The organism is Idiomarina sp. MD25a (assembly GCF_001870515.1).
Classification (GTDB): domain Bacteria; phylum Pseudomonadota; class Gammaproteobacteria; order Enterobacterales; family Alteromonadaceae; genus Idiomarina.
Genome location: NZ_MDGT01000003.1, coordinates 634,867 through 655,652, shown reverse-complemented (window position 1 = coordinate 655,652; position 20,786 = coordinate 634,867). Strand labels below are relative to the sequence as shown.

At 47.8% G+C, this 20,786-nt stretch carries 19 protein-coding genes; 7 read left to right on the top strand and 12 right to left on the bottom strand.

The window, feature by feature from the left end:
* From ribF to BFR57_RS07105, 3 genes are all read right to left on the bottom strand, one after another.
* Entirely contained in the window at positions 1-927 is a 927-nt protein-coding gene (ribF, locus tag BFR57_RS07115; protein ID WP_071463306.1) for a bifunctional riboflavin kinase/FAD synthetase, read from the bottom strand.
* A gap of 74 nt (positions 928-1,001) precedes the next feature.
* A complete protein-coding gene (murJ, locus tag BFR57_RS07110) occupies positions 1,002-2,564 on the bottom strand; it encodes a murein biosynthesis integral membrane protein MurJ (protein ID WP_071463305.1) in 1,563 nt (520 codons plus the stop codon).
* An 89-nt stretch (positions 2,565-2,653) separates the two neighbouring features.
* Complete coding sequence (locus tag BFR57_RS07105) at positions 2,654-4,954, bottom strand: diguanylate cyclase (protein ID WP_071463304.1); 2,301 nt, start codon at positions 4,952-4,954, stop codon at positions 2,654-2,656.
* Between the two features lie 205 nt (positions 4,955-5,159).
* Between BFR57_RS07105 and rpsT the strand changes: the two genes are divergently transcribed.
* From rpsT to BFR57_RS07090, 3 genes are all read left to right on the top strand, one after another.
* Entirely contained in the window at positions 5,160-5,420 is a 261-nt protein-coding gene (gene rpsT / locus BFR57_RS07100; RefSeq protein ID WP_071463303.1) for a 30S ribosomal protein S20, read from the top strand.
* A 174-nt stretch (positions 5,421-5,594) separates the two neighbouring features.
* Positions 5,595-6,077, top strand: a complete 483-nt coding sequence (locus tag BFR57_RS07095; RefSeq protein ID WP_071463302.1) for a hypothetical protein — start codon at positions 5,595-5,597, stop codon at positions 6,075-6,077.
* A gap of 130 nt (positions 6,078-6,207) precedes the next feature.
* A complete protein-coding gene (locus BFR57_RS07090) occupies positions 6,208-8,136 on the top strand; it encodes an alpha/beta fold hydrolase (protein WP_071463301.1) in 1,929 nt (642 codons plus the stop codon).
* Here the strand turns inward: BFR57_RS07090 and pseI are convergent.
* From pseI to pseB, 6 genes are read right to left on the bottom strand one after another with little or no spacing between them, the layout of a single operon-like run.
* Positions 8,129-9,178, bottom strand: coding sequence for a pseudaminic acid synthase (pseI, locus tag BFR57_RS07085; RefSeq protein ID WP_071463300.1), 1,050 nt, complete (start codon positions 9,176-9,178; stop codon positions 8,129-8,131). The genes BFR57_RS07090 and pseI overlap by 8 nt on opposite strands.
* Positions 9,168-9,827 carry a formyltransferase family protein gene (locus BFR57_RS07080; protein WP_216096903.1) on the bottom strand — a complete coding sequence of 220 codons (660 nt, stop codon included), beginning with the start codon at positions 9,825-9,827 and terminating at the stop codon, positions 9,168-9,170. Before BFR57_RS07080 ends, pseI begins: the two co-directional genes overlap by 11 nt.
* A complete protein-coding gene (gene pseG / locus BFR57_RS07075) occupies positions 9,824-10,948 on the bottom strand; it encodes a UDP-2,4-diacetamido-2,4,6-trideoxy-beta-L-altropyranose hydrolase (protein ID WP_083405077.1) in 1,125 nt (374 codons plus the stop codon). The genes BFR57_RS07080 and pseG overlap by 4 nt, the downstream gene beginning before the upstream one ends.
* The gene (gene pseF / locus BFR57_RS07070; protein WP_071463298.1) at positions 10,918-11,616 is read right to left on the bottom strand and encodes a pseudaminic acid cytidylyltransferase; all 699 of its coding nucleotides are present in this window, start codon (positions 11,614-11,616) and stop codon (positions 10,918-10,920) included. The genes pseG and pseF overlap by 31 nt, the downstream gene beginning before the upstream one ends.
* A complete protein-coding gene (gene pseC / locus BFR57_RS07065) occupies positions 11,613-12,770 on the bottom strand; it encodes a UDP-4-amino-4,6-dideoxy-N-acetyl-beta-L-altrosamine transaminase (protein WP_071463297.1) in 1,158 nt (385 codons plus the stop codon). The genes pseF and pseC overlap by 4 nt, the downstream gene beginning before the upstream one ends.
* Positions 12,770-13,768, bottom strand: coding sequence for a UDP-N-acetylglucosamine 4,6-dehydratase (inverting) (pseB, locus tag BFR57_RS07060; protein WP_071463296.1), 999 nt, complete (start codon positions 13,766-13,768; stop codon positions 12,770-12,772). The genes pseC and pseB overlap by 1 nt, the downstream gene beginning before the upstream one ends.
* Before the next feature lie 218 nt (positions 13,769-13,986).
* On the opposite strand from pseB, the gene hisH reads away from it, so the two are divergent.
* From hisH to BFR57_RS07040, 4 genes are read left to right on the top strand one after another with little or no spacing between them, the layout of a single operon-like run.
* Positions 13,987-14,613: an imidazole glycerol phosphate synthase subunit HisH gene (hisH, locus tag BFR57_RS07055; RefSeq protein WP_071463295.1), complete on the top strand. Its 627-nt coding sequence runs from the start codon at positions 13,987-13,989 to the stop codon at positions 14,611-14,613.
* Positions 14,606-15,421 (top strand): imidazole glycerol phosphate synthase subunit HisF, encoded by an 816-nt coding sequence (gene hisF / locus BFR57_RS07050; protein WP_071463294.1) that lies wholly within the window; start codon positions 14,606-14,608, stop codon positions 15,419-15,421. Before hisH ends, hisF begins: the two co-directional genes overlap by 8 nt.
* Positions 15,422-15,428: 7 nt before the next feature.
* Complete coding sequence (locus tag BFR57_RS07045) at positions 15,429-16,637, top strand: N-acetyl sugar amidotransferase (protein WP_071463293.1); 1,209 nt, start codon at positions 15,429-15,431, stop codon at positions 16,635-16,637.
* Entirely contained in the window at positions 16,634-17,845 is a 1,212-nt protein-coding gene (locus BFR57_RS07040) for a DUF4915 domain-containing protein (RefSeq protein ID WP_071463292.1), read from the top strand. The genes BFR57_RS07045 and BFR57_RS07040 overlap by 4 nt, the downstream gene beginning before the upstream one ends.
* Positions 17,846-17,863: 18 nt before the next feature.
* Here the strand turns inward: BFR57_RS07040 and BFR57_RS07035 are convergent, their stop codons facing one another.
* The 3 genes from BFR57_RS07035 to fliS form a co-directional block, all read right to left on the bottom strand.
* Positions 17,864-19,981, bottom strand: coding sequence for a 6-hydroxymethylpterin diphosphokinase MptE-like protein (locus BFR57_RS07035; protein ID WP_071463291.1), 2,118 nt, complete (start codon positions 19,979-19,981; stop codon positions 17,864-17,866).
* 71 nt (positions 19,982-20,052) lie between these two features.
* Positions 20,053-20,355 (bottom strand): hypothetical protein, encoded by a 303-nt coding sequence (locus BFR57_RS07030; protein ID WP_071463290.1) that lies wholly within the window; start codon positions 20,353-20,355, stop codon positions 20,053-20,055.
* Positions 20,355-20,783 carry a flagellar export chaperone FliS gene (gene fliS, locus BFR57_RS07025; RefSeq protein ID WP_071463289.1) on the bottom strand — a complete coding sequence of 143 codons (429 nt, stop codon included), beginning with the start codon at positions 20,781-20,783 and terminating at the stop codon, positions 20,355-20,357. Before fliS ends, BFR57_RS07030 begins: the two co-directional genes overlap by 1 nt.
* Between the last annotated feature and the right edge of the window lie 3 nt (positions 20,784-20,786).

The following is a 20,786-nucleotide window of genomic DNA, read 5'->3' as shown; positions in this document are numbered from 1 at the left end:
TCAACTTAAAAGTACTCGGGCACGAGCGGCATCTTTCTCTATTTGCTGTTTTAAATGTTCGAGCGAAGCAAAACGCTGCTCGGATCTTAATTTGGCGACCGGCGTCACGGTTGCGTGCTGACCGTACAGGTTGCCTGAAAAATCAAATAAATGCACTTCCAATTGGACTTCATCGCCATTCAACGTAGGCCGCGTGCCTAGATTGGCGACACCATGGTACGTGTCTTCGGCGCGGCCGACATTGATTTTTACCGCGAATACGCCGTGTAGCGGGCTTTTTAGCCGCTTTAATGGGATATTAGCCGTGGGGAAGCCAATGGTACGGCCATTTTTACGACCATGCACGACTTTGCCCATCATTTGATACGGACGCCCCAACATACTCTCGGCGCGCTCAAAGTCGCCCTCGGCAAGTGCCGCTCGGATCGCAGTACTGCTGACCCGCTGTTGCTGCTGACGGTAGCTGCGCGTATCGACGACTTCAAAACCGAGCCGTTTACCCTCGCGTTGCAATAGCGCAAAGTCCCCTTCACGCTTGTAACCAAAGCGAAAATCATCACCCACCACTAAAAATTTCACGCCCAACTTTTCAACTAATACATTTTCGATAAACTCGATAGGAGGCTGACTGGCAAACTTACGGTTAAATTCGATCACTACATGGCGGTCAATCGCCTCATCTCGCAAAGCGAGATATTTTTCACGCCAGTTAGTCAGACGCGCGGGTGCTTTTTCGGGCTGGAAAATTTCTTGCGGCTGCGGTTCAAATGTCATTACGGCTGCCGGCACACCAAGCGCACTGGCTTTTGCTTTGACTTGCGCCAACACCGCCTGATGGCCAAGATGTACGCCATCGAAGTTGCCGATAGTAAGCACGCATCCATGATGTTCTGAGCGCAAATTGTGTATGCCGCGAATGAGTTCCATAGCCGAACAAAGTACCACTAATTAAATGTATAAAAATAACTCGGGTGAGATTATAACCGATGCTGCGCTCAGAATCAGTATTCTTGCGCGCGCAAATGGCGTGGTCTTAATCCACTGCCTAACAACACCAGCAGATACGCCCCCGCACCAACACCAATAATTTGTGCCAATTGCCATGGCCGTGCAACAAGCGACATTTCGCGCCATTGTTGTACCGAGGGCGTCACCCATAAAACAACGGCGACCATTGCCACTACAGCGATGAGCACACGCGCTACAAATGCCCAGGTACCAGGCTGAATAACCAACACCCGTTCGCGGTACAACGTCACGCCTAGCATGATCGCATTCAGCGCAGCGGATGCCGCGGTCGCCATGGCAAGCCCCACATAACTGTAGGGAATTGCAAATGCTATGTTGAGCACCATATTTGCGACCATCGCAATAATGCCAAACTTAACGGGTCGCTTAGTGTCTTGTCGCGAGTAAAAACCGGTCGCCAGCACCTTAACTAACATAAAGCTCAACAACCCCGCTGAGTATGCCATTAAACTATACGACGCCATCTCGGCATCTGCTGGGGTAAAGGCACCGTGCATGAACAGCACCATCAGCATGGGCTCGGCTAAAAAGAACAGTCCAGCCATTGCTGGGAGACCAAGTAACAGCACCATGCGCAAACCCCAGTCGAGCGTAGCGGCGAAGTTTTCGCTCGACTTATCGACATGTCGCGAGGACAGCGCCGGCAAAATGACCGTGGCGATGGCAATACCAAATAGTCCAAGCGGAAACTCAAGCAAACGGTCCGAGTAATAAAGCCAACTAATTGAGCCGGTCATTAAAAAGCTGGCAATCAGAGTATCGAGTAATAAGTTGATTTGACTGACAGAAACACCAAATATCGCCGGCAACATTAATTTGCGAATGCGCGTAACCCCAGTGTCATGCCAGCCCCAACGTGGACGTGTTAACAAACCAGCACGCTTCAAGAACGGAATTTGAAATAAAAACTGGATTAAACCACCAAAAAATACCCCCCAAGCTAGACCGAATTCAGGTTGCTCAAGGTTAGGCGCCAGCCAAATCGCGGCTGCAATAATCGCAATATTGAGGAAAACAGGCGTAAATGCCGCGACAGCAAACTTACCCAACGTATTGAGAATAGCGCCCGCCATTGCGGTAAAGGTGATAAACCATAAATAAGGAAAAGTGATACGCAACAAGTCACTTGCCAGTACAAACTTTTCACCTTGCGGTCCGTCGTTCCACCAGTCTAGGAACCAGCCTGTACCAAAAAGTGCTGCCACTACCGGTGAAGCAAGCATACCCACTAAAGTGACAATCGTTACGATAGTGCCCAGCGTGCCCGATACCCGGGCTATCAGGAGCCGTTGCTGCTCCAATGGCTGCCCCTGCTTGTATTCGGTAAGCACGGGAACGAACGCCTGAGCAAAGGCGCCTTCAGCAAACAGCCGACGTAAAAAGTTGGGAATTTTATTCGCAAAAAAGAACACATCCGCTGCCGCGCCAGCCCCCATCAGGTTGGCAATCACAACATCACGTACCAATCCTAATACACGTGATATCAAGGTCATGGCACTGACTATGAATCCGGAACGTAACAACGCTTTGGACACGGGCTCTCCTGTACACGGGCTGCGGATTGAAAAACGTCAGTGTATACCAAGCGCTCGCTATGCGCTACGCATGCTTTACGTAACGCGCCCTAGGTGCCCCATACAACACGATTACGGCCAGATTTTTTGGCGTCATACAGTGCTTTATCAGCATGATCCAGTACCGCTTGTTCGAGATCACTGTTTGCAGACTCATCCTCAGCTATAAACAGTGCCCCGATACTAATGGTGTAGCCTATTTGCTCACCATCAAAAGTGACCTGAGATTGTTCTATCTCTTGTCGCAACGCCTCCAAGCGTTGATGCGCCTTATCTTTTGCATCGCTATTAAGAATAAGTGCAAACTCTTCACCGCCTAACCGCGCGACCATATCGTCGGAACGAATGCTGCGCGCTAGCGACTCTGCTAAATGCTTGATCACCGCATCGCCGGCAGCATGACCAAAGGTGTCATTGACACGTTTAAAGTGGTCGATATCAAGAATGGCAACACTGCGTGCGCCACCCTCGTCATTTAACAATTGGCAACGCTCAATAAATGCACGACGATTAGGTATCCCAGTTAGCGCGTCTGTCATCGCCATATTTTTTAGACGTCGCTCAGCATCGATACGTGCTTTGTCCAATTGAACTGCATAAAACAGTGCTCCCAGCGCGTCTAACAAGGGCTGCAAAAAAGTCGCGTCACTTTGCTCATAATCATTGAGCTTGTTAGCAAGACCTATCATGCCAACCACATTACCTTGTAAACGAATCGGTAAACCTAAGAATCGCATAATACGGGGATGGCCACTCGGTGTGCCTTTAGAAGCAGCGTGTTGGCTTGGTTCGTTGGTCAGTACGACTTCGTTGGAGGTAATGGTGCGACCAAATAAATTGTTTAAACTCTCGAAGAATAGTTCGCCGCGCAGATACGCTTTATACAGCTCTGAGCTTTGTTCGTTCCATGAGAGCTCCGATATCGCATGGATATACAACACATCTTTACCATTGCGCTTTTGCATCTCGCCGATAAAGGCAAACTGGCTGTCGGCAATCTCAATCAGCTCCGGTAAAATGTCTTGGCAGGCTTTAGAGAGATCTTTGTCATTTAAGTAGAGCGCCTGTGCTTTGTTGATAAAGCTTAATAGTTGTCGCTGCTTAGTATCGAGCAGCTCGGCCTCTTTCTTTTCAGTAATGTCGCGGTGCGTCCCCGTTAAGCGTAGTGCTTTACCTTCCGAATCGCGCTCTACCACACGTCCATAGGTTTCTATCCAAACCCAATAACCTTGCGCATGACGCATGCGATAAATGGTAGAGAAAGCAGGCGTGTCGCCCACCATATGGGCTTGTAACTCTTGCTCAACCCGTTTTAAATCGGCAGGATGAACAAGGCTCTCCCAGAAATACAGAGACGGGTCGAAGTTAGCGTACTCAATCCCGAGTAACTCACACCAACGCTGATTCACTTTATTGGTATCGGTTGGCACGTTCCAATCCCAGGTACCCAACCCTGATGCCTCCAAGACCAAACGCATTTGCTGGTTCGCCTCATTCAACCGCCGTTCAAAGTAGCGGTTAGCGGTGTTATCAATCAGCATAGCGTGGATATTTTCAAGTCGTCCCTCGGGATCATAAAAGCTTTTTGATAACAGCTTGACCCAGCGTTCTGGACCTTTGGCTGGGACTAGACGAAACTGGGCTTCACTCGTTGCGACTCCAGCCAGATGGTTACTGAGTAAAAAGTTGAGCTCCTTGCGACCTTTATCATCGAGAAAGTCTTCAAAGCTTTTTGAGCCATCAAGGAGTTGATCACTGGGAATATTGAACAACGTCGACATATTTGCCGAGACATACTGCAGGTCCAGTGCCATGTTATAACGCCATTTAATGAGCGCAGCAGGCGTGTCATCGATAAATGAGCGTTCTTGCACTAACTGTTGGTGCTTTAAAGATAAGGTTAGGTATTCACTGACATGCTCGCTGACATGCGACAGGCTCTCGAGTTCTTTATCAGTAAAGTTATGCGGCTGTGTATCGAGCACGCATACCGTTCCCACCGTCACATCGTCGAGCTTAAGTGGAACCCCGGCGTAAAACCGGACATTAGGTGCGTCGATGACATAAGGGTTGTCTTTAAATTGTTTACTTTTAAGCGCATCGTTTATTAGCAATTGCTCTTCGTTGTTCACGACGTAATTACAAAACGAAGGCTCAGGATCGATTTGCTCCCCGTCAAAGCCTGTCTTCGCCTTAAAAAACTGGGTGTCATTGTCGACGATACTGACGAATGCCATAGGCACATCTAACCAGGCTGCAAGCGCCTTCATTAACCCATTTAACTGAGGGTCCTCTTGTCCTATATAGAGTCCAAACTCACGAATCTTCTCTACTCGGAGCGATTCAGACATAACTCATCCTTAAATGTTGCACGCTGTTAACAATATTGAATAAAAATTTCTTTTTGGCAAGCCTTGTATATAATGAGCTGTCCGCTTTGATGCAGTGCAAAATTAAACAAGTAACCTAGAATAGGTGTTGACATTTCCGCCAGATTAGGCATAATCCACGACCTTTATAAAGAAGCGTTCTGTTAACGAATTTTAGGAGTTCACCTTGGCTAACATTAAGTCTGCTAAAAAGCGTGCGATTCAAGCCGAGAAAAATCGCCGCCATAATGCAAGCCGCCGTTCAATGATGCGTACTTACCTTAAACGTGTAAACGCAGCCATTGAAAGCAAAGATAAAGAAGCTGCAACCTCAGCTTTAACCACAGTAACCCCATTATTGGACCGTTACGCAACTAAAGGCTTGATCAGCAAGAACAAAGCGGCACGTCATAAGAGCCGTTTGAACGCTAAGATCCAAGCGCTTTAATTGACACGTTGCAGTGTTCAAAAAACCGGCTTATTGAGCCGGTTTTTTTGTGTCTAAAATTTATCTCGGTTACATTTTGTTACAAGTAAAACGCATATATTTCTCAATTTGTTTTCATTTAAATATTACATAAATTATATTCTAAGTGCATATTTTTGAAAAAAGGGGAAAATTATGCGCTCTACTCAACTCGTACAAGGTGTATTAAGCGCTGCTTTTTTGGTTGGCTTAACAGCTTGTAGCAGTTCGCTCGCTGATAATAACCAGTTCAAACTTCGCAATTTTCAAGATAAGTCGATTCAAGCTAGCCATATAATTTACAACTATTGTTACCGAGGTCGTGAAACCGACTTTGTTACGGCTCGTGATTTCGAGGCAGGCGAACAGACCGTTGTCGCTCGTTACGCATTTATCAAAAAATATGTACCGGGTGGTCCGCTAGAGCAATTCTTTAAACTCAAAGGTAACTTTGAACCTGGTAATATTTACGAATTCAGATACAGTCGCGACTCGGACGCAGGAACAGCAACGGTTTGGATTGTTGACGCAGCCAATGAGCAAGCAGTTACAAACAAAGCAACCGGAAAACTGGTGACGGAAGAAGTAGTAGATACGCCAGCTCGACAAAAGGCGCGTTGCGACGATAGCACTTTGTAACCCTTCTAATTGAAGATGGCAAGTTCAGCGTGTACGTCCTGCTTGCCACTTTTAACAATTCTATAGTATTCGTCTAAACTCAATTTCCCTGTTAGGATCCATTTTTTTAACAAAAAGCACGTAACTCTCCATGAATAAAATAATAATAACTCTCATTGCATTATTTCTTACATTCTCTACAACGGGCTTCGCTCAAACAGACTCACTGCCCAGCAGTGCTTTTAGTCAGCTTGATATTGTGGAAAAACCTACGGTTTCTCCTAATGGCGAACTCATCGCTGCCGTTTATAATTCTGATGGTGCAACACAACAAGTCGTTATATCTCCGTTTGGTAAAGTAGAATTAACCACAATCCTCAAACTGCAGAATAAATCAGAGCGAATCGTTAAGTTGCGTTGGGTCAACAATGAGCGCTTGTTAGTGAGTGCAGATTACCCGGAACATATGTACGGTAGCTCACGTCGTGTTGGACAGTTGTATGCCGTAAACAAAGATGGCGGCGAGTTAAAAGAAATTAAACTGCGAAAATTGTCCGATGGGAAAGATTGGTCTTGGCTTTTTAGTGGCGATCAAATCGTATCGATGCTGCCGAACGATCCAGAACATATTTTGCTGCAACAAGTAAGCGAACGAGATAATTATTTCCCTTCAGTCTATAAAATCAATGTATATAGTGGCGCTTCAGAAAAATATGCCCCAAGTTTACAAAAGCCAAGTTACTTTATCGGAGATTCAACTGGACAGTCGATCGTTGGCGTCACTGTAGAAGATCTTGAAAGAACATTTTATTTATGGCTTGAAGACAGTTCTGAATGGAAAGAAATAGGCTCATATACAGCCTTTGAAGAAGATAGTTTCACGCCTGTCCTATATGAGCCTACGAATAACACGTTGATTGTGAAAACCTACCAGAAAGGTGATAAGCAACAAGTGTGGCGCTATTCGCTAGATTCCAATGACTGGGTCACACCGCTCTTTCAGAACGAGCAATTTGATGTACAAGGTATTCATGAGCACAACGGTCAAGTCGTTGGGTTTCGCTATATTGCAGATATGCCTGAAGTTTCGTTTGTTGCCCCAGCGTTTAAACAACGCCAAGCACTCATCGAAAATACCTTTAAAGGCATGAATCCAATTATCATTGGTTACGATGAGTCTGTTAACAAGCTATTAGTTAAAACCTTTTCAGCGTCTGCTCCATCAAGATTCTACTTTGTTGATTTGGCGAACAAAGCGGGTGGGCTGTGGATGGCATTGCAACCTACACTAGAGAACAAGACGTTCCCTGCTAAACAGCCAATTGCCTTTAAAGCAAGTGACGATTTTGAGCTTAGTGGCTATTTGATTAATGGTGGTGATTCAGAGCGCCCGCTAGTAGTAATGCCCCATGGCGGCCCTTGGTCACGCGACACTCAGGTTTTCTCGCCCCTAGAACATATGTTTGTTAACGCAGGCTACGCGGTATTACAAGTTAACTTCCGTGGCTCGAGCGGCTTTGGCTCAAACTATGAGGCCCAGGGCTATGGTGAGTGGGGCCAGCGCATGCAAAAGGACGTAATGGATGGTGTTGCTTGGGTCAAAGAGCAACAACTCGCCAATACAGATAAAAGTTGCGTTGTGGGTTGGTCGTACGGTGGCTATGTGTCGCTGTTTGCAGCGACTAATACACCCACGCAATTTAATTGCTATGTCTCTATCGCCGGTGTGAGTGATATTAATGCGATTTTAGAAGATACCCGAGCCAGTGAAACGGCCGAAATGGTCGATAATATTATGGTTGGCGACCGCGATAGTGAGAAAGGCAAAGCGCACTTAGCATCGATTTCGCCGGTTAATAATATCGGTATGCTTAAACGCCCCACGCTATTAATTCACGGTACCGGCGATGTTGTTGTCCCCGATGACCAGTCGAAACAGTTTTACAAAGCCGCACAAAAATATAACTTGCCGGTCGAGTTACTGCTACTTGAAGAAGGTACTCACCAACTAGATAGTAACCCAAACCGAAAAGATGCATACACACGCGCTATTAAGTTCGTGAAACAGCACATTAAGTAAAGTCATCAGGTGCAACGCGAGTATTCGCCTCAAGGTCTCGCGTTGCACGCTTACCAATGACCTCTTTGATGTGTTTAGGTGCGAGCCCATAGCCAGGGCGTACACTTCGTACATGTTCCGCAGTAATCAATTCACCTGCCGCAAGCTCTTTAACAAAATACAACGAACGACGGAATTTCAAATTATCTTGCTCACTGGATTTGCGCCCGTAATCAACCTTTCCGAGTGCCTCCCAAGCTGTTTTGCTATCGCGACACAAAGCGGCGAGTTCATTTGGTTCTAACGAGAAACTATCATCAGGCCCGCCCCCCTCGCGGTCGAGCGTGAAGTGTTTTTCAATTAATGCGGCACCCAGAGCCACACTACAAATCGCGGTGGTGTTATCTAATGTATGGTCGGATAATCCGGTCAACTGGCCAAAGCGCTGCTTCATATCAACCAGCGTCGATAAATTATAATCTGCGGCAGGCGCGGGATAGCCACTTACACAGTGCAACACCGCGAGTTCTTTACAGCCCGCCCGAAGAGCAGCATCTATCGCATCTTGAATTTCTTCAGCGTCTGCCATGCCGGTCGAAATAATCATCGGCTTACCCGTTTTAGCGACGTACTCAATAAGCGGAATATCGACCGCTTCAAACGAGGCAATCTTGTAGGCGGGGGCGCCAAGTGACTCCAGCAAATCGACTGCGGTTGGATCGAAAGGCGAACTAAATAGCGTAATGCCAACCTTCTTTGCATGAGCAAATAAGGCCTCATGCCATTCCCAAGGGGTATGCGCCCACTCATAGAGTTCATATAGTGTACGCCCTTCCCATAAGCCCTCATTGATACAAAAGTCAGGTTTAGACGAATCTAACGTAATGGTATCAGGGCGGTAGGTCTGTATTTTAAGCGCGTCGGCGCCAGCCGCTTTTGCCGCTTCGATAATTTTGAAGGCCTGTTGGATATCTCCATTATGGTTTGCTGACATTTCAGCAATAATATAAGGTGGCGCATCGTCGCCAATACGACGTCCATCAATCTCAATGCTATTTGTCATCCATCTTCTCCACGATCACTTTATACTGGTGCCCATGCAAGGAGAACCACGCTGGATAGCGGTTGGGATCGCACACCCGAATCAGGTCCCACTGCGCTGCTATGCTTTTATCGGCATCTAACTGACTGTCTGAAGGCGTGCGTTTGGGGTAATAGGTCGCCTGCTGTTCTGTTTGCGGTTGCGGTTGTGTTGCTAAAACATGGGCCACCGCCCAATCCATCAGCACTAATTCCATACTAAACAACGCTGCATTGATTTCATCCCAAAGTGCATCTTTAGTCACGGGGAGTTGCAGTTGTTTATAGATGGCACCCTCGTCAATACCTTCGGCCGCATCGAGCAAGGTAACAGTCAGTTGGTCTTTGCCTTCTAGTAGACCCCAAATGTGGGGGCTCCAGCCACGTCCTTTAGGTAAATCACTGGCATGAATGACCAAACTTCGCTGATAGCCAGAACGCACATCTGCGGTAATTTTTTCCGCACAGGAAATCAGCAACAATATATCGCCACCGCGAAGGTGCTTTGCACGCTCAACAATCTCAACCTGATGCCCGTCTTCTTGTTGCTTGATTTTCCAGTCCTGCAACAGTGGTTGGATAGGATGATTAGGATCGGAACAAAGTACACTCACTTGCAGTGCTTGCGTCATAATACCCCCTTGATTGCCTCAATGACACGGACCGTACCGCGACCATCGACTAGATTAGCCGCATTCTGTGATAACAGCGCCAAATAGTGAGGCTGTTCAATGTAATGTACCAAGACACTTTGCAAGGGACGACCAACCTCAACACTGCCTCGGCAATGCACTAAAATCGCCGCTTGGCGGTCTTCAAGTACGGCGGCAATGGCGGCTTGGTTTTCGGCTAATACGCACATCAATGTCGGAACACCCAAGCAACATCGTTCCCATGCACTGCTACCCGCGGCGCCTATCGCCAAATCTGCGTGTGCTAAACGCTCCGCGACATTGTTTACCGCGACAGCAACCGACACACTAAAACGACTTTGATTAATCTGTCGCTGCAAAGCTTGTATATGCGGATAAGCGCTGCCGACTAATATATCAATCTGACAGCCTGATGCTAAATTAGAGCGCTCAAGTTCAGTGAGCACCGTTGCGGTCACATTGGTGGCATCGACGCCGCCAAGACTGACTACAATACGCTCAATATCGGTCACACGCTGGCGTCGCTGAAGACTGGGTTCTCGCCACTGCAAAAACTCATTGCGTAGTAAACAATATTTTGCGCCCACCAGGGCTTCTGCCTGAGTTGGTAGCAGCTTTTTGTACTTATCGGTGCTTCGCCCTACTGTTGGGTCGACCAGTAAATCACATGGCAATTTCCGGTCAGCCAGATCATCGAGCGCGATTACAAGAGACGGGCACTGCGTTAACGCGTCAAACCAACGCTGGTCAATGCCGTAATGATCAACCACCAATAGTGTCGGCTGTTCGCGGTCAATAATTACCTGAGTTTCTTGTGCGTCTAAAACATGACCACCATACAACCATGCACTATGAGCTAGGTGGCTATCAGGCGTCTCCGACTGAGTCGACAAAGCCTCGACTCGGTAGCCTCGGTCGGAAATCAGGGTAATCAAATCACCGGTTTGCGGTCGGCAAATAAAGCAAATGTCGAACCCCTCAGATGCCAACGCATCGGCGAGGGTTAAGCAACGCATCACATGACCGCTACCGATATTGATCCCTGCATCGGCACGGATAACAGCACGCTTCATGGCTTTTGCATCGCCTTTTTCATCCATTCTGCACGCAACCAATCATCGGGCGTGTCGATGTCTTGCACTCGAAAGCTGGGTAGCGGAAATAATCGTGTGCGCGCCGTAAAAAAGCTGTCTTGAGAAAACCAAGCGTCACGCTGTCCCCAATAGAACTGACCGGCATCATGCCATGCTTTCGGCAGATCTTGAGAACGTGTACTCGCATGCTCAGGCATGAACATCTCGACTAACCCCTCATCGTTGATGCGTACGGCGCGTTGAATCGGAAAGCTGAACTCGGTACCCGAAACGACAAAGTCGAGTGGCACCTTCGCATGAGCAAGTTCAGCAAAGCTGGCTGCCAGATCATCGGCCTCAACAAAGGGGGCTGTGGCATACAGACAGCACACGTAGTCAACGCGGCCATGCTCTGCCTCATAGGTTTCTATGGCATGGCGAATAACCGGTATGGTCGGAGTGTAATCATCTGCTAAGTCATTCGGTCGCATAAACGGCACTTGAGCGCCCGCAATACGCGCGACTTCGGCGATCTCATCATCGTCGGTAGAGACGACAATATGATTAAAACATTGTGCCTCGCGCGCTGCTTCCACAGACCATTGCAACATCGGCTTGCCCGCAAACGGTTTTATATTTTTACGTGGAATACGTTTACTTCCGCCGCGCGCAGGAATCACCATCAGCACACTCATGTTAAGACCTCACGCAAAGTCGCAATAACCTGTTGCTGCTCGCTTTCAGTTAAACTAGCAAACATCGGAATGCTAATCGCCTCCCGATAGTAAGCCATCGCTTGCGGGAACTGGTCAGGCTTAAAGCCTCGTTGTTGATAGTAAGGTTGAGTATGTACCGGAATGTAGTGCAAGTTAACACCGATGCCTTTTGCTCTGAGCTCACTGAACACTTGGGCATGGCTTTTAGTCAACTTGTCGGTCTCTAACCGAATAATATACAGATGATAACCCGAGTAACTATCGGGGTGCTGCCAAGGCAGCCGTATCGGTAAATCCGCCAATTGCTCGTTATAGTGCGCTGCAACACGATGACGAGCCGCAACAAATGCTTGCAAGCGTTGTAGCTGGCTCAGCCCCAGGGCCGCTTGCAGTTCAGTCATCCGGTAGTTGTAGCCCAAGCTTAATTGTTGATAATACCAGTCGCCATCAGGTGTTTGAGTCATCTGTTCAGGATCACGCGTAATACCATGACTGCGCGCCAAACGCATGCGCTCGGCCAGTTGCTCATCATTTGTGAGCGCCATACCGCCCTCGGCAGACGTAATAATTTTAACGGGATGAAAACTGAATACCGTGATGTCACTGTATCGGCTATTGCCGATAGGCTCATCTTGATAACGCCCGCCCACAGCATGGGATGCATCTTCGATAATCGCTATGCCGTACTCTGCGGTTAGGTTACGGATGGCCTGCATTTCACACGGCTGGCCTGATAAGTGAACGACGACGAGCACTTTCGGTAACGTATGCGTTTGCGCGGCAGTCTCTAACTTCGCAGCTAGGGCTGAAACCGAGAGATTATAAGTATTAGGATCGATGTCGACAAAGTCGACTTCAGCACCGCAATAGCGGCCACAGTTTGCCGAAGCGACAAAGGTTACCGGCGTTGTCCACAGCCTATCACCGGGGCCTAAATCCAACGCCATACAAGCAATATGAAGTGCAGAGGTGGCGCTGTTGACTGCAACACCAAACTGCGCTCCAACCTGCGCTGCAAGTGCGGCTTCGAACTCAGGAACCTTGGGACCCTGAGTCAAAAAATCTGACTGCAACACCTTGGTTACAGCGTCGATATCCGCTTGGGTAATATCCTGTCGTCCGTATGGAATCATTAAATGCGCCCTATACTCTGCGCGTTTTGCTCAAGCCATGCTTGTAGCTCGCTGTCGGTCATCCACTCGGCGTTGTTGTCACTCGAGTAGACAAAGTTCTCAGCCACTTTAACACCATCTTTGATACGCCGAGGATCTTTGTGCCAATCATTAATCGCCGGTAGGATTTTGAAATGTTCCGGATACTCATAAGTATAAGGCGCATCCTCAAACCCTATCATTTGTTCATGTAGTTTTTCACCAGGCCGCACCCCCACCATCTCGAGCTCAGCTTCTGGCGCAACCACCCGTGCTAAATCAGTGACTTTCATTGACGGTATTTTCTTAACGTAAATCTCGCCACCAATCATATCTTCAAATGCGTGCCACACGAGCTCAACGCCCTGCTCTAGCGAAATCATAAAACGGGTCATGCGTTCGTCGGTAATAGGCAGTTTGCCTTGATCGCGAATGGACATGAAGAAAGGAATCACCGAGCCGCGAGAACCCATCACATTCCCATACCGCACGACAGAAAAATGCGTTTCGTGTCCCCCGGCATAGGCGTTACCGGAAACAAACAACTTGTCCGATGCCAACTTCGAAGCACCATACAAATTCACCGGACTACTCGCTTTATCGGTAGATAACGCAACACATCCTTTAACCTTTTTATCGATACATGCATCAATGAGGTTCATCGCACCATTAACATTAGTCTTGATACACTCAAATGGATTGTATTCGGCGGTGGGCACAATCTTGGTGGCGGCAGCATGCACAACATAATCAACACCGTCTAATGCGCGATAGAGACGGTCACGGTCACGCACGTCACCGATAAAAAACCGCAACCTATCGTCATTGGGAAACAACTTAGCCATTTCCCATTGCTTCATTTCATCTCTAGAAAAAACGATAATTTTCTTGGGGTTATACTTTTCCAATGTCATAGGAATAAACTTATGACCAAAGGACCCAGTGCCACCGGTAATCAAAATGGTTTTATTATTAAACATGCTCCGCCCTTAGTGTTTAAGCTGGGTAGTGAACCGATACCGTCCCCATGCAAATCTCACGCCATGTCAAAAACCCGACATTCTATTGGCACTATCCTTGCTTACAGCTTTGAGCACTTATTCTTATGAATCAATATTATTTTGAATTAACGTTCTTTTGAACGAATACTTAAAATATCTTATATACGTTAATTAACGTCAACCAGGGAGAGCAATCTTTGAGTGAGCCGACTTCAATTTGTATATTGAATTATGGCTCAGGTAACGTAGGCTCCGTTGCTAATATTTGTCGCACATTATGCGATGAGGTTACGGTTTCTAACGCGCCTGAAGCTATCGAATCCGCGACTCATTTAATCTTACCCGGCGTGGGTGCTTTCGACCGCTCGCTACAGAAAATGCGTGAGCGCCTGCCACTCGAATTAATTGAGCAACAAGTCAAGATCGACAAAAAGCCGCTGATGGGTATTTGCGTGGGCCTTCAAGTGCTCTGCGATGCCGGAACCGAAGGTGGCAAAACGGCCGGGCTCGGTTGGTTAAATGGGACGGTTGAGCGACTCGAGAGTCACGGTTTACACCTGCCTCATATCGGCTGGAATACTGTTCACTTTGCCGAAGATTCGTGGTTTGCACCGGCTTTTGCTGAGCCCAAAGAGTTTTACTTTGTGCATAGCTTTGCTTTGGCTAAAAGTGCTGATGCGAGCGCACACAGCGACTATGGCTCACAATTCGTCGCCGCCGTTGAACGGGGTAATTTATTTGCGGTGCAGTTTCACCCAGAAAAAAGCCAAACGGCTGGCCGCACTTTATTGAGTCGCTTTTTGGAGTACCGTACCGATGCTTAAGAAACGTATCATTCCCGTTTTATTGTTACGCAACGGCTACTTGGTACAAAGTAAAAAATTCAGTAAGTACCAAAATATCGGTAATGCTATCTGGGCGGTGCGTCGGATGAGCGAATGGGGTGCAGACGAACTGATTTATCTCGATATTACTCGAGACGGCCAATACGATGCTAAGCGTGACGATTTACGGCATGGCAACCCCACTTCCATCGAGGCTATCGTGCGCGAGATGTCACAATCAGCCTTCATGCCCATGACCGTGGGTGGCGGAATTCGCACATTATTAGATATTGAAAAACGTTTGCAATGGGGCGCTGATAAAGTCTCAGTCAACACACTGCTGGCAGAGGCTCCTGACCTCGTCGAAGAAGCAGCCAAGGAATTTGGCTCACAGTGCATTGTCGCTTCAATTGATAGTAAGCGCGTTGATGGTCAGGCGATTGCATTTATCCACGGCGGTCAAACGAGCACTGAATGCACCACGCTCAATTGGGCAAAACGTGCTGAACAACTCGGCTGCGGTGAAGTGCTGTTAAACGACATTGATGCCGACGGACAGCAAACAGGTTACAACATTGACCTTATCGCAGAGGTGACGCAAGCACTCAGCATTCCTGTGATTGCGCTCGGTGGCGCAGGGGAGTGGTTTGATTTTGAAGATGTATTAAGCGATACCCAAGCATCTGCCGTGGCGGCCGCAAACCTATTTCATTACCGCGATCAAAGCGTGTATTTAGCAAAAAAACATTTATTTGAAAGTGGCTTCGCCGTTCGTAAGCCAGAGTTACAACCTTTTATAACTAAGTGAGTGAACCATGGTTAATGAGGCAAATTACTGCAAAGTCTGTGTAGCACCCGCCCACGCGGTTAATATGACATTAGATGAGGATAATGTCTGTTCGGCGTGCCGTGTTGCAGAACAATTCGAACAGTTATCGGATGATCACTGGGCGCGTCGCAAAAAACGCTTTGAACGCTTGGTCGAAAGTATCAAAAGTCAGAATGAAGGCGACTATGACTGTTTGATACCGGTCAGTGGTGGCAAAGATAGTTACTATCAAATCCATAAAATGGCGACGGAATATGGCTTAAAACCCCTACTCGTCACCTATCATGGCAACAATTACTTACCCGAAGGCGACTATAATCGTGACCGCATGCGTCACGTATTCGACGCCGATCACTTGATGGTCGGCCCCAGCGTATCGGTTTTGAAAAAGATGAACCGGTTGGGCTTTAAAATGATGGGTGATATGAACTGGCACGCCCACTGCGGCATTTTCACGGTGCCTATTCAGGTCGCTGTGCGTTACAAGATCCCATTAATTATTTGGGGCGAGACCGCATGGGATATTTCAGGCATGTACGATCCTGACGACTTTGTCGAATTCAGCGCACAAATGCGCCATGACAACGCACTGCGTGGTTATGAATGGTATGACTTTCTCGACGATGAACAAGACCCGCTGAGCAGTAAAGATCTTAACTGGGCTAAGTATCCATCGGATGAGGAAATTCTTGAGGTCGGCGTTCGCGGCATTTATGTGGGCAACTTCTTTAAATGGGATCCCAATGCGCATACGCAACTGGTAAAAGATCAGTACGGCTGGAAAGAGAAAGAAGAACCGTTTGAACGCACGTATCGCAAGATGTCGAACCTCGACGACCGATACGAAAATGGTATCCATGATCTACTCAAATTCGTCAAATTTGGTTATGGGCGCGCCACCGACCACGCATCAAAGGATATTCGCACAGGCTATATGACCCGTGATGAAGGTATCGAGATGGTACGCAAATATGATCATGTGGTGTCATCCGACTTGTATTACTGGCTTGACTATGTCGACATGACCGAGGATGAATTCTGGCGCATTGCAGATGGCTTTAGAGACCCGCGCGTTTGGTGGATAGAAGATGGACAGTGGCATAAATATAACCTCTGGGGCGGTAGTTCAGCTTACGGCAAGGTGTATTTACCTGAATCAGAGTGGGCAAAATACTTACGCAAGGAGCCTGCATGAAGACATCAATTCCATTCAGTCGTTTTGCCGATATCTCTCGCCATGCGGGTCAGCGTCCAATCGCCCTATGGGGGGCGGGCAATATCTGCACCAAAACGATACGTCGTTTACCCGATAGTGACATCGTCATATGCGATAACAGCGCTAATATGTGGGGAGGCGAACAGGAGGGTCACCCCATCATCAGCCCCGAGTTATTTCAAAAGGAATACACTGATCGCTACGTGATTATTTGTACAACCTCATTTGCGGAAGTATCCGAGCAACTCAGTGACATGGGGTTAACCGCACAAAAGGATTTTATCGTCAGCCCCGTTTTGAATGACTTGCGCATCATTGATGAGCTCGAAACGATTCAATGCCAACTGTTAGTCAGCTCAGGCGCACAACCCTCAGACGATCCAGAAGCAGGCGGTGGTCTTTACCAACTCGACGTTAAGGGGACTGAGTGGCACTATAAAAAAGTACTATCGGGATGCTGCCACTGTATCATCGAAGTTGATAATCATCTTTACACAGTCGACGACGAACGCGGCATTTTGCAGCTCGATCGTGACTTTAATGTTATTCGAAACCAACCCTTACCGACCAAAAGTCGTGGCCACGGGATCGCGTATCACGCAGCTAGCCAGTGCTTTTTTATTGCCTGTAGCTTGTTAGATGCGGTTTTGGTTTACGACCGGGATTTAACCCTACAACGCAAAATTCCATTATCCGTAAAAGCAGGCCGCGATGAGGGGCCCTTTCATCATACCAATGACTGTTGCATCGTCGGTGATAGCTTATATGTCTCCATGTTTTCCGAAACTGGCAATTGGAAACGCGATATCTTTGATGGTGCAGTCATTGAGTTTGATATTGTCACGGGCGAGCGCATTGGAACGCCTATCCGCGATTTATGGATGCCGCACAACATTCAGTTTATCGACGGCTGCCTCACTGTGCTCGACTCTCTGCGTGGTGGTTTGCGTCAAAACAACGCATCGGTGATAGGCGAGTTTGCTGCCTTTACGCGCGGGCTTGCCTTTAATGGTCACTTGTTCTTTGTCGGTCAAAGCCGTAACCGCAACTTCTCTAAGAATGTCGGTGTGTCAAAAAATATTTCGATAGATACCGGCGTAGTCATTTTTGACCCAGAGACCAAAGTATCCCGGTTTTTACAATTGCCTTCTAAACTGTCCGAAATTCACGGTCTGTTTTTACTGTAAACTTAGACAACAACCCAGCTAAGTGCTGGGTTGTTGCTCATCAACTCGGAAATTTTTACGCACCTTAGGTTTATAGCCTCGTGTACACTTCTCCAGCCACGCCGTTTTGAGATCTTCCCGCGCTTCCACTATAAACCGACGCCAAACATCGAGCGCCTTTTTAAAGTGAGTTAAGCACTGAGCTTCGTCATTGGCGTTGTAAAGCAATACCACTAATGGGCACTGAAAATACAGCATCTCGCCCTCTAACACATAATGCAGATGTGAGTAACGCGTTTGCCGATGACTATATAAGTAGCGCGCTTGTCGGCGCAGGTTATCCAGCGCCTCAGCGCGGTTAGTGATGGGCTCTTCACTAATAGCAATCAAATGGTCGCAGATTTCGTCGTAACGATCGAACGCCATATAACGCTCGAAATGCTCAAACTGGAAGTGATTAAATAACTCATCCTTGATGTAATCCACCACCTGCGACTTATCATGCTGTTGTGGTTCTGGTAGCACGTGCTCAGGCTTAAGTGGCAATGCATGGTTGACCTTAGCGCCCTCGCCGACGTTATAGCAGTGAATATCGGCAAATTTCGGTAAGCCCAACAAACGCCCCATTTGCTGGCACGACATCGCCAAGAAGTTCGATGACATGACCGTACCACCCAGGTTACCCGCTAACTCGTGCCGTGCGTCGTGTGGTTTCCAATCTTTCAGCGCGCCCTGGTAGTAAGCAGAATCTTTTGAATGGTGACGACCGTCAGCCGAGTAGCCATTATCAACACCAAACATGTAGATCTCTTTAAAGCCCATATGTGCCGCATAAGACAATGCGGTGTTGGCGACCAACGGGTTACAAAACGGTAAATAACGCAGTGCCTGTTGAGCCTCATTGAGCAACACGTAGTTGAGCAAATCACCGCTCGCATCAATACCTTTACCGGCCATACCCACCCACTGATACAGCGGCACCACATCCGGGTAAATCAGGTTCATGGTCAGCAAGTTGAGCTTGCTGTAAGTCTCTTTGGGTAATGATTTGAGTAGCACATCGTAGGTGCTTTTGGGCCGTTCAACGAGCGTATGAAAGTCGGGCACAATATCGTGTTTCAACAGCGTTTGTAACGCCGTTCCCGCTGCGATAATAAGCGCGTGTTCTTGGGTGTCTTTAATGAACTCAATACTTTCATCAAGCGACGGACCATTGCCAACGACATAAACGGGATAGTCGCGATATCGGTTGCTATCCTCCGTTTTATGCTTAAGTAGGTTCATGCCCTGCTTCGCATTTTGTACTGTATGCGCCAATGCTGTTGTCGCATCATTGTAGAAACCGTAGCCACCATGCAATTCAAATAGTCGCATGAAAAACTCACGTAATAGGGTGGCGTTTTCTTTTGAGGGGTAATGCTGATAACAAAAACACTTTGTCAGCGAGAACACACCAATATCTTGGCTCACACGGTATAAATCATCGATAAAAGTCTGATAGGACGCACCGAGTTGAAAGGTCAACACGCCCCGCTGTTCATCCACTTGTTCAATAATACTATGCCAATCAGTGCAATAGAGACTGCAGTAGAAATTCTCAAAGCTCGGCTCAATTAAATAAATGTAGTCAAATTGAACACGCTCCATGAGCATCGGGATGTGGTAACCCAAGCCGACTCCGAACACGACAGCGGTAGGAAAGCGATCCGGCAACGGCGCGAGCTTCTCTACAGCTCCCGCTTCGGCAACCGCCTCACCCAGCTTTTTTAAGTAGCGAGCATGGACACGGGTATCATCCTCTGGCACCTCAGCATACTTAGCGAAGTCGATGTGGTTTACCATGGGCTTGGCAAGCTGCTCCTCGACCTGACGGGCCACCTGCTCAATGGGATCATCTCCGTACAGCGGATAACCAGTCACGTGTTCTTTGATATTGCCCTGACCAGAAGCGGTCACGAACAACTCAAGTGGCTTATCGGAGCTAAACGCCTCAATGCTGTCAGCGATTTTTGGATAAAACTTGCGAAAGGCAGCGAGATTGTCGCGAAACCGCTGTTCGGCGTGTTCGGCAAATACTTGCTCGCGTTCAATTTGGCGGTCAGATGCATCTTTGAGTTGTTGCATCATGTCTTTGATTTGTTGCTGTGTACTGTCCATGATCGCGCTTTCTAATTGAGATATAAAAGCACTATAGCCCGAGAGTGAACATTAGCTCAAGCAGATACGGTCTATGGCTGCACTTGTTTATAGCGACTGACGGATTTACGCCCTTTGCTGAGCTTTTTCAATCCTTCGTCGATACTTTGCCGTTGTGATTGGGCATGGTGCTGCAAGTCGGTAATGGCATTTTGTACTGCCTCAATCAACTGGGCCTTTTCTTGATCGGTGAGCTCATCTGAAGCAAGCTGCTCACCCACCTCAGATTGAATATGTTGCAAAATCTCAGCACTCGCTTGCTCTTCCGATGTATCGGCATCGAGCTGCTCAGCGAGCGCAGATAGGTACTGTTGCAGACGCTCTGGCAGTTCCATTACGCGCCTACAGCGGCAGAACCGCCGAGTTGTGACATCGCACTATCGCGATCTGACGGCGTGATAGCGTCCCATGACGACTTAATTTGCGCTAACAATGAACGTACTTCTTCGAGCTTGGCGACATCGTTGGTTCGCGTGGCGTCAGTCAGCGTCTCCCCCATGTACAAATACAATTGGTTCAAGTTATCTGCCACTTCGCCGCCTACTTCTAAGTTAAGACTCGTACGCAATGATTCGATAATTGCTGCACTCTTAGAAATATGTACCGACTTTTTCTCGAGGTCTTTACGCTCAATAGCGCCTTTTGCATAGTTGAGGTTTTCCATCGCACCCGCCATCAGCATCTGGATAAGCTGATAAGGGTCTGCGCCCGCGATGCGAGCGCGTAATGAATCCTGCGTGTAACCTTTTAGCTTCTTATTCATAGC